Origin of the sequence: Methanococcoides mangrovi (genome assembly GCF_052057775.1) — an archaeon.
Classification (GTDB): Archaea; Halobacteriota; Methanosarcinia; order Methanosarcinales; family Methanosarcinaceae; genus Methanococcoides.
In genome coordinates this window covers 1,396,086-1,411,432 of sequence record NZ_CP195121.1, presented here as the reverse complement: position 1 = coordinate 1,411,432, position 15,347 = coordinate 1,396,086, and the positions used below count along the sequence as shown (strand labels likewise).

Here is a 15,347-nt window from a genome sequence, read left to right as displayed (position 1 = left end):
AGTCTTGAGTATAGCTTACATATTTCACTTCTTGTTTCAATTAAATACTAACACAATTAGGATTTTTAGCTGGCAACTAACTTCATTCGTAAACTAATTTATTCCAATTTATGCCAATGATTATATAATCCACGATTAACTAGCCACATCGTATGCTCGCGCGAAATCGCTTGCTCAGCATTTAGAACCAAACGCTGAAAGCTTAGTTCTTCTTCAACTAATTCAATTTCTTGCCTTATTTCGTTCAATTCACGAGCCGCATTTTGGTATGGGTCCACTAATTCTGCATACTGTTTACTTCGACTCCACCCAATTATACCTGTAATCAACGTAACAACCAAAGCCAGTACTGGAGCACCATTAACATGAGTATATACTAGAACTATGCCTACAAAAATAACAATAAATTGTAATCCAATTATAATATTCTCATATATAGTAGAGTATTTTTTGTTTAGTTTTGCTTTATCTGTGTACCAAGTAATTTGATCATCAATACGTTCCTTAATGTATGCCTCCCTCTTTTCTTCCCATTTCATTTTTCTTATTTTTTCCATAGACTGCTTTTTTTCATCTAATATACCAGAAGATGTTATTTTAGGATCAGGATTTACTTTATATGTTTCTTTTATTTGCTTAATTTGTTGAAGGAATAACATTTCAGCGTTATTCTCTTCACAAAAATTTCCGCATCCTGCGGCATATTGCCATGCTAAACTCTTTATGGATTCAGCTACGGCTCTAAATTCAAACCATTTTCTTTCGAATTGCTTTTTGTTATAATGCAATTGAATTATAATCCCAATAAAAAATATGATAACTATAGCTGAAAAACCAATTGTAGGAATCGGTTCCTTATGCAAGAGAGAGATGATCAAGGATAATACTGCAACAATCACTAATTGGATTAATTCACATATAATTAGCTTAAAATGCTTACTTTGTGCAATTATAGCACTTTTATCGTATATAAAATAACTATCAGGGAGTTCCATAATACACCAAAAATTATCTACTACAGCTAGTTCGTCTTTCTATGATATCGTTTAAAAAATTCGATTTAAATATACAACAAAATTTATTTCTACCTATATATATTTTGTTTTTTTTGGGTATATGAGTGTTGAGAGTAAATGGTTTACCATCCATAGTATTCTGCTTTATGTAATGAATGTACCTCTGGAGAATCCCATCTTTTCTACGAGCAGGTGGAATCATAAATGGAACAGTTGGTACGCGTGGAACACTTGCTAAACATACAGTAAGCTAGAATGCGTGGTACGTTTTTACCTTTGTTTTGTTATCATTTTTTGATGATCGTACATTGTACTGAAGAATGCACTGCACTCTACTCTGTTCATGAGAAGTGTTCTAACTGTTCCATGTGTTCCAGATATTTAAAAAGCAAATACAACATGAATTATGCAATGTTAATTAGAATCATAGCGATGAGCATCCCTATATTTCTCTTATATTCTTACTTTGTTTACTGTATTTAGTTCAGTGAATAAATATTTCAAAAACTATATATTCCTTCAGTAATTTCTCAAAGTGTATGTATGAAAATTGGGATGTTGTTATTAATAATTGCAATAGTATCGATAATGGTTTAATTTCAATTAAGAAAAATAAATTGAATATTAAGTATGGAATTAATGGTACTGGAAAATCTACAATTGCAAAAGCATTATTGTATGCAGTCGAAGATAAGGCAAACAGCACAAGAAAGATAGAAGATCTTAAGCCATTCAAGTTTATTGGCGATTCAGATAATGATCCTGAAGTTACTGGAATCGATGATATCTCAACTATAATGATATTTGATGAAAAATATATAAATGATTTCGTTTTTTCACCAGATGATCTATTGAAAGGGAGTTTTGACATTTTTATTCGTACTGAGGATTACGAAAGAGGGCTGGAAAACATTGGTTTACTGATCAATGAAATTAGGACAACATTTGCTCATGATGAAGAAATTGATGAATTTATTAGCGATTTGACTAAACTAAGTAAAAGTTTTGGGAGACAAACGAGAACAGGGCTACATGGATCAAGTCCTTTAGCAAAAGCATTTAAAAATGGAAATGTTATAAAACATATCCCATCTGGCTTGGAAGATTATACTGATTACCTTCAACAAAGAGGAAGTCCTAAATGGATTAAATGGCATTTAGATGGAAAATCATACTTAGACATAGCAGACAAATGTCCCTATTGTGTCTCTAATATTGAAGAGAAGAGACAAACAATAAATCAAGTTTCTGAAGTATATGATGCAAAATCAGTAGAACATCTAAATGAAATCCTCGAGACATTTAGTAGCCTAAAAGAATATTTTACAGATGCTACACAATTAAAAATTGATGAATTTATTGGAAATACAGAGGGCTATACTGATGACCAAGTTGTTTTTCTACAAGAAATAAAAACGCAGATTGATAGACTAACTGAAAAATTGAACAAAACAAAGTCAATCGGATTCAGTGCCTTAAAAGATGTTGGAAGAGTAATTGAAGAATTGGAGCTATATAAAATCGATTTAGGCCTCTATAATCACCTTAATTCTGAAAAAACACATGCAAAAATAGAAGATATTAACAATTCTATTGATACTACATTAACAAGAGCAGGCGAATTACAGAGATTTGTTAATCAACAGAACCGCCATATTGAAAGATTAGTAAAAACATATAATGAAAAAATTAATGAATTTTTAAAGAATGCAGGATATGGCTACAAAGTTGATTTGAGTGAAGATGAAAAAGGAAATCATAAACTCAAATTACTTGCTACTGATGTTGACCATGAAATTGTTGATGCAAAGAAACATTTAAGTTTTGGTGAGAAAAATGCATTCTCATTAGTTCTTTTTATGTATGATGCATTAAAGCAGTCACCTGACATTGTTATTTTAGATGATCCTATATCGTCATTTGATAAAAATAAAAAATATGCAATTATTGATATGCTTTTTAGAAAAAGTGACACTTTTAAAGATAAATCTGTTTTATTGCTAACTCATGATTTCGATCCAATTATTGATATGATGTTGCATCACAGGGATCGATTTCCGCTTCCTTTTGCAACTTTTTTAGAGAATAATCACAATCAATTGACTGAACAGGAAATTGAGAAAGACGATATCAAAACATTTGAAGAGATAAATAGGGCAAATGTTCAAAATTCATCAACTAATATGATTAATAGACTAATTTATTTGCGTAGGTTATATGAAGTCAATGACGTTAAAGGAAATGGCTATCAGATAATTTCTAGTCTTCTGCATAAAAGAGTTAAACCTAAAATTAAAGATGAAGGAATTGAACGAGAAATGACTCCAGAAGAAATCGATTTAGGAATGGCTGAAATCCATGGACAATTACAAGAGTTCAATTATGATGAATTACTAGATATCATAAATGATGATGCTGAAATGATGAGCATTTATGATTCAACAGATAACAACTATGAAAAGCTCCATATTTATCGAATTATTTTTGAAAATAGAGATGATGAAATTGATAAAATTGACTCGAAGGTTATATTAAAGTTTATTAACGAGGCTTTCCATATTGAAAATAATTATATTTACCAACTAGATCCAAGTAAATACCAAATGGTTCCTCAATTTGTGATTGATGAATGCAATGTAGCCATCAGCAGGCTTTGTCCCACACAATAACTTTACAGTCATGTGAAGAGATAGTCAATAGAGATATTATATGACGTAGGATGCAGCATATAGGGGAGAATACATGGAACATATTAACCCCTATTGGCATCATGTTTTTGATATACATTGTACAGCTTACTTATGCATTGCAATGTATGATATGAAATGTTCCAACTGTACCAAGTGTTCCATATTTGGTAAACTGTGAACATCATACATGAATCATATCGGAAACTTATCCAATACTCTAGAATATTGCAGGGTGGCCTGATGCACTTTATTCAGGTAATGAGCACTTCCAACCGTCGTTGGAGACCTACCCTGAATAAAGTCTGCAACGCTCTCACCAACACCTGCTTGGACTAACATGTTGAGGTGCCATTTCCTGATAGTCTTTGCAGATGCACGGTTTACTTGAAGCTTCTTGGTCAAACTCTTGTAAGCTAGATTGGTATCAATTTTCTTTAGTTCAGGGATAAAAGCAGTTGGGAAATAGATCTGGAATGTCCGTTTGTTGCCTTTTGACAAAGATGAAGTTGGATAGTGAGCAACATCGCCTTCAACTACAACCTTTCCTGCATCGAAGTTTTTAACCACCTCATGAACATGACTTAAACGATTTCCAGAATACACAAGAAGCTTGTATAAAGATCTCACATCTTCTGGACATCCTTTGTAACCTTCTCTAACTTCATCATCAGTAATATAAATCTCACAGATGCCCGATTTTTTTATTTTTATATTCTTTCTCCATCTTTCAAGAGGTGCACCGCAGATTTCATACATCTCTTCGTCTTCAAAATAGTTTATTAAATTTCTCAGACCACGAGACTCTTTATCAGCCAATTCTAAGCCACGAAAATCCTTTGGACTGCAAATTGTGTACTTGTTAAAAATGTTAATTAGGCCGCTAAAGTAATCCCTTTCTGTACTAGCAGATAGCTTACGAGCTTTCAACCACTCGCTAAATTCCGGCTCATGCATTGACCACATGTCATTTAGTGTTACTTCCTGCCTGAATTCATCACTTGCAACAGAGTCCTGCAAGGAAGCATTATCAATCATACTAGATGCACATATGGAAGGCTGATAATTTGCCGTAAAATCGCTAGCAACCCCCTTCACACGGCGGAGGTCCTGGATTCGAATTCCAGCGGCCCCATCTCGTTTTTCTGATGTGCTTGATTGCGGTTTTTCTAGTTGAGAGAGTCTACGTTCCAGCGCAGATATGCGGGTTTCGAGGTCTGAATGAGAAGGCTCTATTTCATAATATTTAATTCAGCATTTTGAAGGATGAAATTATTAGATATTAAATATCAAGCAAACTCACATCACGATAATCCAAAATTTTAATTTCAGCGGATCTACTTTTCTTAAATTTGACTTGATTTGTCAGACTCCACTTATTCCCATTCTGAAAATGAAATTGCAAGATTATCTTCTTCAACAGAATGAATAAACTCTCAGTTTATTGTCCTGGAATCATCATTCAAAAAAGTATGGCATCTAAAAAAAAGAGGGAAGGCTTAATTGAGGATTGAAGTTATGATATTCAAGGTAATGTATGCCGTTAGCAGCATCACAATCCCTATAAGTAAATAGACAAGAATGTTCCTGTATACGACATTTTTTTCAGATCCCGCTTTTATCCCAAAGCCTCCAGCACAAGCACCAGTTCCACAACTTCCGGTACTGCAGCTATTTTCAATACCGTTTTTACGGGTAACCATCGGAAGAGGTTTGAGTTTTTTAGACATTACTAATACGTTTATTTCTGGAGATTATAAGTGTTTGTATAGTGACATTATTTGAAGATATCCTGATGGTAGATCACCATTTATTGCCTTGTCTTACATTATATGATAAAAATAAGCCAATCCGACACCTTTTTAACTTCTTTTAATCATCATTTAAATGGGGGCACTGTTAGATGGAACATGAAGGACAAGGAAATAGTGAGCATAAGCATTCAATGCACGACATGGAGCATGAAGGAAAAAGTCATCACGCCATGATGATGGAAGATTTTAAAAAGAGATTTATTGTATCACTAATTCTCACATTTCCAGTCCTCGCCTTATCTCCTGCTATTCAGACATTTTTAGGATATGAATTGAAATTCTTGGGCTCAAATATCATTCTCTTTTCATTATCTTCAATAATTTATTTCTATGGAGGACACCCCTTCCTTAAAGGAATCTACAGCGAGTTAAAAACCAAAAATCCAGGTATGATGACTCTGATAGCCGTTGCTATTAGCGTGGCCTACGTTTATAGTTCTGCAGTAGTTTTTGGCTTGCCAGGAAAGTTCTTTTTTTGGGAACTTGTTACCCTTATAGACATCATGCTCCTAGGTCACTGGACTGAAATGCGTTCTGTGATAGGTGCATCAAGAGCTCTTGAAGAATTGGTAAAAATAATGCCTTCTGAAGCCCACCTAATAAGAGATGGAGAGACAATCGATGTTCGAGTGGACGAGCTAAAGGTCGCAGACAAGGTGCTTGTCAAACCTGGAGAGAAAATTCCTGTAGATGGAATTTTGGTAGAGGGAGAGAGCAGCGTCAACGAAGCTATGCTTACAGGAGAATCAAAGCCTGTATCCAAAAGATCCGGAGACGAGGTTATCGGGGGAGCTATCAATGGTGAAGGTTCCATGCAGGTGGAAGTCAAGAAAACTGGAAAGGATACATACCTAAATCAGGTTATCGATCTAGTTAGAAGTGCACAGGAAAGCAAATCAAGGACACAGGATCTGGCAAACAGGGCTGCTCTGTTCCTCACGATAATAGCCATAAGTGCCGGTACAATCACCCTTGTTGCATGGCTGTCCTTTGGAAGTGAGTTTGTTTTTGCTCTTGAGAGGGCAGTTACTGTTATGGTTATAGCATGTCCACATGCCTTGGGCCTGGCAATCCCTCTTGTTGTTGCTGTATCCACATCTCTGGCAGCTAACTCTGGTTTATTAGTCAGAGATAGACAGGCTTTCGAGCGTTCAAAAGATCTGGAAGCTATTGTTTTTGATAAAACCGGAACACTTACAGAAGGAAAGTTTGGTGTCACTGATATAGTTTCTTTTACAGAGACAGATAAAGATGAAATCCTGAGATTGGCCGCTTCTCTGGAATCCAACTCCGAGCATCCAATTGCTCTTGGAGTGGTAAACAGTGCAAAGGAAAAAAACCTCGAACCACCAAATGTTGAAGAATTCAAATCAATCCCTGGAAAAGGTGTTGAAGGATTAGTTCTGAGACGAAAGCTAAAGGTTGTCAGCCCAGGATATCTGAATGAAAATGGAATAGAGCTCAAAAGTGATCAAATCGAAAAGCTGGAAAAGCAAGGTAAAACCGTTGTTCTTTTGCTTGAAAACGATACTCCAGTAGGAGCATTAGGGCTTGCAGATATTGTAAGAAAGGAATCAAAAGAAGCCATTGAAAAACTCAAATCTATGGGAATAAAGTGTATGATGCTCACAGGAGACAACCAATTCGTTGCTCAATGGGTGGCTGAAGAAATCGGACTTGATGATTACTTTGCTGAAGTCCTACCCCATGAAAAGGCTCAGACTATAAAAGAAGTTCAGAAAAAATATACTGTAGCAATGGTGGGAGACGGAGTAAACGATGCTCCAGCTTTAGCCCAGGCAGATGTTGGCATCGCCATCGGAGCCGGAACAGATGTGGCTATCGAAAGCGCAGACATAATCCTAGTCAGAAATGATCCCAGAAATGCAGTAGACATTATAATCCTCTCAAAGAAAACCTACTCAAAGATGTTCCAGAATCTCCTCTGGGCTACTGGTTATAATGCTTTTGCAATTCCTTTGGCAGCTGGAGTCCTGTTTGGATATGGAATATTGCTCAGTCCTGCAGCAGGAGCAGTACTTATGAGCCTCAGCACGGTGATAGTTTCCATAAACGCGAAATCTCTTAAGATGGATTGAAAACTTAGATTACAAAAATACTTATTGTTGTATTATCTAAGTTTTAATGTACTTATTTAATGAAAGTTGGGGGAATTTAATTGGTAAAAAGAATGATTATGACATTTCTTTTGATTGGGATAGTACTAACAGTTGCCGGATGTTTGTACGACAGGAATGATCCTTACAACATGATGTCTCAGGAATATGGCTGGCATGAACCCGGATTCATGTATCCGGACCAATATGATCCATCATTAGGTTCCAATATCATTACAGAATTTGAGTCTAATGGGGAGATGATCTATTATACTGGTTTTAATGAGGATGGACAACAGATACCAGTTAGCGATGGCCCCCATTGGCTTTATGTTCACGGTGGAAGTTGTGTAAGTTGTCACGGAGTAGATGGAAAAGGCGGGGTGCCAATAATGATGGGTACAGTGATTCCTCCGGACATAACCTATGAAACCCTGACGGCTGAAGAAGAACATGAGGATGAACATGAGGAACATCCACCATACACCGATGAAACGATTAAGATCGCTATAAGGGAAGGAAAAGATCCTGCTGGCGAGGAACTTGATTATACAATGCCAAAATGGGATCTGTCAGATGCAGACATTGAAGATCTTATTGACTATCTGAAAACACTTTGATCGATCTACCTTTAAAGTGGAGTGAACAACTCCACACTTTTTTATCATAAAGAACTTCTCAGTGTATAGGCACTCAGAATCAGTGACACAAAAAATCCAACGACTCCAAAAGCGCTGAACTCACCCTGGACAATTAGATATAAAGATTCAATCATATTGGAAATTGATCGATCACTTTAGCATATTCCTCCGTTGCCCTTTGAACTTTATTCAAGTAATGTGCACTGCCAACTGTGGTTGCAGCTCTACCTTGAATGAAATCAGCAATGCTTTCTGTAACTCCATCCTTGATCATCATGTTCAAATGCCATTTACGGATAGTTTTTGCAGAAACACGGCCTTGTCGGATCTTCTCTGTAATGTTATAGTAACATCTAGGCTTGCCAATGGTTTTAAGTTCAGGGATGAATGAAATTGGAAAATACACATGAAATGTCTTTTTCTTGCCTTTAGAGAAGGATGAAGTAGGATAATGTGCAACGTTTCCGTCTATGATGATGTTGCGTTCATCAAAATTCTCCAACATCTTATGAATATGTGTAGCCCTATTTCCAGAATAAACTAGAAGGCGGAACACAGGTTTCAATGCTTCAGGACAAGCATTGTAGGCCTCTTTGATTTCTTCATCAGTAACATAGACCTCCACAACTCCCGATTTCCTGATCTTTATGAATCGCCTCCACCTGTCGATGTTATAGCCTGCCACATCTTCTATTTCTTCATCTTCACAAAAGTTAAACAAATTACGTAATCCACGTGATTCCTTGTCTTTTAACTTCAATTTCCTGAAGTCGTTCGGTTTTTGCACCACGTTGTTTTCAAAGAAAGTTCTCAAAGCACTTCGGTAATTTTGCTTAGTGTGCTTCGAGATATCTCTGAGATGCAACCATTCATGGAATGCATCCTTAGAAGTATTCCAAAAATCATTAAGACATTCATCCTGTACCACTGCAGTATCAATTCTCAATGTTTGGTCCGATATATTGAGACAAGAAATTGTTGTGTTTTCGGCATCATTAGGCTTCACACGGCGGAGGTAGGGTGTCCGAATCTCCCCGGGCCCACCACAACCCCATTCTTTTGGTTTTCGCAATGAAGAGCTTTGTTTTTGTAATTTTGATTCAACTCTTGAAGCTTCCTTTTTGCTATTAGTGAGGTGTTGAGCGTAGCTCATCACCTCGGTCCGCGCTCCAGAAGCGTGATCTGGAGTATGCAGAGTGTAATATTACGCATGCGACCTCATGATCCCATTTAGGGAATCTTACCTCCTTTCAACAAAAGCCAGAGCATAAACAACAATTCTCCCCAACCCAGACTCTGACTGATTGCCATATCGAAACCCGGGAAAAGAAAAATCGCAAAATAATCAATAAGATAACTTAAACCTGCAATTATCAGAAAGACACCCAGAATTCCGGGAATATAGTCTGACTTGAAAACCAAATAACCCAGCAGCACAAGATGAAGCCCAAAAAATATGAATCCAATATCCCACATCTGATCAAAAGCACTTAGAGATAGCATCATCTGAGCATGCAACTGATCTGTTTCAAATGATGCCAGATAATCAGCCCCACTTAAAAGCTGCAGAACAGCAAAAAGATCAGCCAGAGCGACTCCAAAAATAGCTGCATACACCAAACGGGACCAGGCAGTAAGCAATGAGAGAGCGCTGTTCACCGGTTTGAGCAGAATATAAAGTGCCCAGGCAACCACCACATCAAAAATGATCACTATAAGGTAGCTACAGATAGCAACCCGGAACAGAAAATCACCAGCAATAATATTATTTGCTGTTGTTGCTGTATCCCCCGGTACAATAAGATCAGGGAGAATTAAATAATGAGCAACAATAGCAAATATGGTCATTCCCAGAAGTCCAATTCCTGCAACTATTGCAGCTTTGGACTGTGATAAATCTGCAATGTGATTTGTCATTTCAATTCACCTTAAATTGTAGGTTTCTGTTCCGAAGTATAGTTTATACCAATTAAATCATCCCGGTCAGTCCCTTAGCACACCTCACTCCTCCACGTAGTACCCGGACCCCAACAGATATGTCTCGTTCCCGATCGATGCCCTCTTGATGAACGTGTGCTTCATTAAAGGGTCTTCCTCACCAGGTTTTGGCCAGGAGTAATCGACCCAGCCCTCACCTTCTTCGCTGAGAGCAATATCAATGTAGATCTGACCTATGGGTTTGTCGTTGAAATCCACAAGTTCGTTCATATACTGCCCTTCACCACTCGGGTCCGGCGGATAGACAACACGCAGTCCGTCTGTCTTCCAGATGAATATATAGAAATCATCGTGGAACCACTCACTATCTGCCTCCCTGAACTCAGGGAATGCCAGCTCGCCCTTCTCTTCTATCAGCTCAATAGCTGCATTGACCTGAGACATCGTATACTGTTCCTCAGCGGAAAGTGCAGGTTGTTCTTCGCCAACTGTTTGGTCCTCCTGCTCAGAAATGGAGGCATCATCAGGCTGTACACAACCTGTGACTGACAGTAGTAGAAGAGACGTAAATACAATATAGATTATGGTCTTAAGATCGCTCATATTATACCCCCTGACGAAAAAAGAATTTTCATCGTTAAGTTAAATTTTGGGTTTATAACTGAAATAGATATGCTTTGGATTTGGGAGTATAAGATGTAAGGTAAGGATGATCCCATATCAGGACATTTCAGGAGACAAAGGAACGCTGAACCCAAACACACTACCATTACCAGCTTCACTTTCGACCCAGATCTCCCCACCATGTAACCTGACCAGCTTCTTAGCCAGGGACAGACCAAGACCTGTTCCTCCAAACTGACGATTCGCAGATGCGTCAAGCTGTGAAAATGGTTTGAACAGATCGCACTGAGCTGACTCCGGTATCCCTATGCCTGTGTCCTCTACCTTGATGACAAGGGTTTCAGCCTCTTTTTCTGCCCTTATCATTACTGAGCCACCTTCTGGTGTGAATTTGATGGCATTGGATACGAGATTGAAAAGAACCTGGGTCACTTTCAGGCGGTCAGCTTTGATGCAGATGTCCTCGGCTTCAATGCTGGTGCTCAGGCAGATATGCTTTTTCTCTGCAAGAGAAGAGACGATGGACCTTACATCATCCAGAACTTCCCTGAAACGGAACTTTTCATGCTGAAGTTCCATTTTACCGGCTTCGATCTTAGAAAGGTCAAGAATATCATTGATAAGACTCAGCAGATGCTTTCCACTTTTGGAGATATTAGAGATATATTTCATCTGCTTTTCAGTGAGGTAGCCTGCCTCATTATTAAGGAGTATATCCGAAAATCCAATTACAGAGTTCAGCGGAGTACGAAGCTCATGGCTCATGTTTGTCAGGAACTCGCTCTTTGACCTGTTGGCTGCCTCTGCCTCGTTCTTTGCATCCAGCAGCGCCTTTTCTATCATTTTATGCTGACTAATGTTCCTTGAAATGCTCAGAATTGCAGGAATACCATCGTATTCCATCAGCTGGGAACTCATTTCTACCGGAATTTCAGAACCATCCTTTCGAAGGGTGACCATTTCAAAGATGCAACTTTCCTTCCGGCAAACTTCTGCTACCCTCTTGCCGAAATTCGCTGCACAGTCAGGAGAATACGTTTCCTTTATGTTCATTTCAAGCAGGGCTTCCCTGCTGTAGCCCAGATACTCGCATGCTTTGCTGTTGACTTCAAAGATATTGCCATCCAGGTCATAGAGGATCACAGGATCATTGGTATTCTCAAAAAGGGCCTTGAACTTGTGCTCGGACTTTTTCAAAGCTTCCTCTGCAAGTTTCCTATCCGTGATATCGACAATGATGCCCTGGAAACGAGCTGGCTTCCCGGAACTGTCCTTCTCTATCAGGGAGGTCTCTGTAACCCAGCGGGTATTGGCTTCGCGATCCAGTATCCTGTACTCCTTTGTAAACTCAGTATTTCCGTTTTTGATGCACTCGGAAAAGGTCATGAAATAATCGTCCAGATCCCAGGGATGGATCAGGTCTTCATAAAGGACCTTGTGGGACATCAGGTCCTCTGCAGAATATCCGAACTGAGAGATATTCTCTGAGATGTACTCTAGCGGGAAACCGTTTTTCGAATTCCTGAGAAATGCAACGACGGGACTGTTCCTGTATATGGACTTCAGTTCCTTTTCCTTCTTCATCAGCTCCGGAGAAGAACGCAAATGTTTCCTGTACTTGCTGCTAAGCAGGTCTGTCATTGTGGTCCACAGGCCATTCTTTTTCATAATAGTGTTTTCACGATCATCCATCAGTTCAAAGACATCTGATGAGGAAAAGAATTCCAGTGGGCATGTGAACAGTGTCGTGAGCTCAATATCGGAGGTTGCGGATATTATAGCTTTCCGACACTGTCTTAAGAAAGGAAGCATTTGCCCTTCATCAGCGATAAGATCAATATTAATCCTCAGACCATTGAATCCGCATTTGAGAGCGGAACTGTACTTCTTTTCTATAAGGTCCAGAACTGCATTGCAAAATTTTTCTGCATCCGAAAGCAGATCAGGGTTCATAAGAACAAGATCGAAGTTCGAGGAGAAGGACTTCTGGTTTACAAATATGGTCTTCTCCTTGAATAGAGCATCCGGTACCTCAGTATCCTTCACACCGGGTGTTATCCAGAGGCAAAGGTCATTATGTTTGAAGCCCGACCTCAAAAAGGACGAGACAAAATCAAGCACTTTGTCACCGTTCCTGTATACAAGAGTAATGTTCTCACCATGCGGAACGTCGGATATAGGAAGGATCATTTTTTGTGAATATTCTTGCATGTTGTTGCCACCGGAATTCTTAGTAAGTCGTTTTTGGGAGGAGTGAAATGCGAAAGATGCGAGAGAATCATAAAGTTAAAACAAATTAACTTTACATAAATCAATTTCGTCTTGATTGCATATTGTTATATAAATGTTACCCTGAAAAATAAGATATTAAAACAAACAAACAAACAAACAAACAAACAAACAAACAACTAAATTGATACGGGAACCGATCTGCATGAGCACAAACAGGAATACCCCGAAATGATAATAACCGATCCAGCCTATCAGATAGCTATGACCCTCTTATCAAAAAATGAACTTAGGGAACTTGTACTTGCAAATCCTCCACTGGTTGAGAACATGATCGATATGGATACCCAACTCCAGCCCAATGGCGTGGAAATGACGCTCCAGGAAGTCAGGACCATCGAAGGTGCAGGTGCAGTAGATTTTGATAACTCAGGAAGAAGGATCTCCGATGGCAACAGTATCGACTTTGACGAGAATGGATGGATCCACCTCGAACCGGGAATCTACAAAGTACTTCTGAACGAGGTCGTCAACATACCAAAAACATTGGCTGCCATTGCAAAGCCACGTTCCAGCCTGATCAGATGCGGAGCTACCCTTGAGACCGCAGTATGGGATGCAGGATATTGCGGAAGAAGCGAATGCATGCTGGTAGTTTACAATACCGATGGATTCGATCTTCAGAAAGATGCACGCATAATGCAGCTGCTTTTCTACCACCTTCACACAGAAGTTGAAGAAGGCTATTGTGGAAGATATCAGCATGAGAATCTCTGACATGGCAGACAGTAGCAACTACGTAAAGGATATGTAATATAATAGGTATCTCCCATAGCATGAGTGAAATTGGCAAATCTGTCAGGATGGAGCGTATTTTCGACAGAAATACGGGTAATGCTATAATAATACCAATGGACCACGGCGTTGGAGCAGGACCTATCAAAGGTCTTATCGACATGCCATCAACTGTAAACAAGGTTGCAGAGGGCGGGGCTAACGCTGTCCTTGGCCACATGGGACTTGCTAAACACGGTCACCGCGGCTATGGAAGGGATGTAGGACTTATCATCCACCTCTCCGGTTCCACAGCACTCGGCCCTGATCCAAACCACAAGGTCCTTGTCACCACCGTTGAGGAAGCTATAAAGGTAGGTGCTGATGCGGTCTCAGTTCACATCAACGTCGGTGCTGACGACGAAGCGGAAATGCTTCAGGATCTCGGATATACCGCAAAGAAATGTGACGAATGGGGAATGCCACTTCTTGCAATGACATACCCAAGGGGTGCAAAAGTTGTATCCGAGACTGACGTAGAATACGTGAAGCATGCAGCAAGGGTGGGTGCTGAACTTGGTGCCGACATCGTCAAGACAAGCTACACCGGCGACCCAGACTCCTTCAAAGAGGTCATTGATGGTTGCCCTGTCCCTGTCGTTATCGCTGGCGGTCCTCAGATGGACACCGAAAAGGAAATACTTGAAATGGTCTACGATGCACTTCAGGTCGGCTGCAAGGGTGTCGCAATGGGCAGGAACGTTTTCCAGTCAGATGACCCTACAAGACTTGTCACAAGGATCTCAAAGGTCGTCCACGGCGGAATGACAGCAGAAGAAGCTATGGAAGACTGAGAATAAAAAATATCACACAATCAAGTGCTGGTAAATCCGGCACTTTTTTTTAGTTTCAATTTTAGTTTTAATTATCTTCTTTTTGTCAGGAACTTTACAGAATAGCCTTGGCTATCATGTACAAAGGAAACGACCAGAAAATGCTAAAGAAGTGATAAGGATAGCAAGACCGGTGATGGAATAACCAACAAAATCAGTTAGTAGTGGTGGTACAATATGATTTATCGATCTTGCTTGACTATATCAATATATTAATTACTATATATCATTTTCTAAATTGTTTTAGTTTATAGGCTTTTAAAATGATTGACTTTAACTCATAATTAGAGATATTAATTTTACTAAGTGATGATCAGAAATCTGAAAGAAAAACAAAGTTCAAATTCAGAGAATCAAGAAAGAATGAAGAGTATAGCAAGACCGTGATGGAATGACCAATAAAAATCAGTTTGTGGTGGTGGTGGTACGATATGATTTTCTTCGGTCTTGCCTAAATTATTCTATGTTCTAATTCATATATAAGGGTTTTGCCGCCTATGATAATAATGATGATGGAATTTTGTGAAAAGAACAAATTAGAATAAAAGAAAAAAATCCAACAGAAAACATCCAGATAACTCTAAGGAAAGCCTGCCATAAAGGAATTTTTGCAT

The 15,347-nt window shown here is 38.9% G+C and carries 12 protein-coding genes; 5 read left to right on the top strand and 7 right to left on the bottom strand.

Annotated features, from left to right (window positions below; translation table 11 throughout):
* Positions 1-98: 98 nt before the first annotated feature.
* The gene (locus ACR3I3_RS07205) at positions 99-995 is read right to left on the bottom strand and encodes a DUF4231 domain-containing protein (RefSeq protein ID WP_440951588.1); all 897 of its coding nucleotides are present in this window, start codon (positions 993-995) and stop codon (positions 99-101) included.
* Positions 996-1,555: 560 nt separating this feature from the next.
* On the opposite strand from ACR3I3_RS07205, the gene ACR3I3_RS07200 reads away from it, so the two are divergent.
* Positions 1,556-3,685, top strand: a complete 2,130-nt coding sequence (locus ACR3I3_RS07200; protein ID WP_440951587.1) for an AAA family ATPase — start codon at positions 1,556-1,558, stop codon at positions 3,683-3,685.
* Positions 3,686-3,898: 213 nt separating this feature from the next.
* Here the strand turns inward: ACR3I3_RS07200 and ACR3I3_RS07195 are convergent, their stop codons facing one another.
* Both ACR3I3_RS07195 and ACR3I3_RS07190 read right to left on the bottom strand, forming a co-directional pair.
* A complete protein-coding gene (locus ACR3I3_RS07195) occupies positions 3,899-4,741 on the bottom strand; it encodes an integrase (RefSeq protein ID WP_440951586.1) in 843 nt (280 codons plus the stop codon).
* A 461-nt stretch (positions 4,742-5,202) separates the two neighbouring features.
* Positions 5,203-5,433 (bottom strand): hypothetical protein, encoded by a 231-nt coding sequence (locus ACR3I3_RS07190; RefSeq protein WP_440951585.1) that lies wholly within the window; start codon positions 5,431-5,433, stop codon positions 5,203-5,205.
* A 173-nt stretch (positions 5,434-5,606) separates the two neighbouring features.
* Between ACR3I3_RS07190 and ACR3I3_RS07185 the strand changes: the two genes are divergently transcribed.
* Positions 5,607-7,616 (top strand): heavy metal translocating P-type ATPase, encoded by a 2,010-nt coding sequence (locus tag ACR3I3_RS07185; RefSeq protein WP_440951584.1) that lies wholly within the window; start codon positions 5,607-5,609, stop codon positions 7,614-7,616.
* Between the two features lie 80 nt (positions 7,617-7,696).
* On the top strand, positions 7,697-8,254 hold the full coding sequence (locus tag ACR3I3_RS07180) for a c-type cytochrome (RefSeq protein ID WP_440951583.1): 558 nt from the start codon (positions 7,697-7,699) through the stop codon (positions 8,252-8,254).
* Between the two features lie 151 nt (positions 8,255-8,405).
* Here the strand turns inward: ACR3I3_RS07180 and ACR3I3_RS07175 are convergent, their stop codons facing one another.
* From ACR3I3_RS07175 to ACR3I3_RS07160, 4 genes are all read right to left on the bottom strand, one after another.
* The gene (locus ACR3I3_RS07175; protein ID WP_440951582.1) at positions 8,406-9,428 is read right to left on the bottom strand and encodes an integrase; all 1,023 of its coding nucleotides are present in this window, start codon (positions 9,426-9,428) and stop codon (positions 8,406-8,408) included.
* Between the two features lie 77 nt (positions 9,429-9,505).
* Positions 9,506-10,192: a DUF4386 domain-containing protein gene (locus ACR3I3_RS07170; RefSeq protein ID WP_440951581.1), complete on the bottom strand. Its 687-nt coding sequence runs from the start codon at positions 10,190-10,192 to the stop codon at positions 9,506-9,508.
* A gap of 84 nt (positions 10,193-10,276) precedes the next feature.
* Complete coding sequence (locus ACR3I3_RS07165; protein ID WP_440951580.1) at positions 10,277-10,816, bottom strand: cache domain-containing protein; 540 nt, start codon at positions 10,814-10,816, stop codon at positions 10,277-10,279.
* Positions 10,817-10,933: 117 nt separating this feature from the next.
* Positions 10,934-13,048: a PAS domain S-box protein gene (locus ACR3I3_RS07160; RefSeq protein WP_440951579.1), complete on the bottom strand. Its 2,115-nt coding sequence runs from the start codon at positions 13,046-13,048 to the stop codon at positions 10,934-10,936.
* A gap of 282 nt (positions 13,049-13,330) precedes the next feature.
* Here ACR3I3_RS07160 and ACR3I3_RS07155 point away from each other — a divergent pair, with 282 nt between their 5' ends.
* Both ACR3I3_RS07155 and ACR3I3_RS07150 read left to right on the top strand, forming a co-directional pair.
* Positions 13,331-13,843 carry a deoxyuridine 5'-triphosphate nucleotidohydrolase gene (locus ACR3I3_RS07155; RefSeq protein ID WP_440951578.1) on the top strand — a complete coding sequence of 171 codons (513 nt, stop codon included), beginning with the start codon at positions 13,331-13,333 and terminating at the stop codon, positions 13,841-13,843.
* 59 nt (positions 13,844-13,902) lie between these two features.
* Positions 13,903-14,694: a 2-amino-3,7-dideoxy-D-threo-hept-6-ulosonate synthase gene (locus ACR3I3_RS07150; RefSeq protein WP_440951577.1), complete on the top strand. Its 792-nt coding sequence runs from the start codon at positions 13,903-13,905 to the stop codon at positions 14,692-14,694.
* The last annotated feature ends 653 nt before the right edge of the window (positions 14,695-15,347 follow it).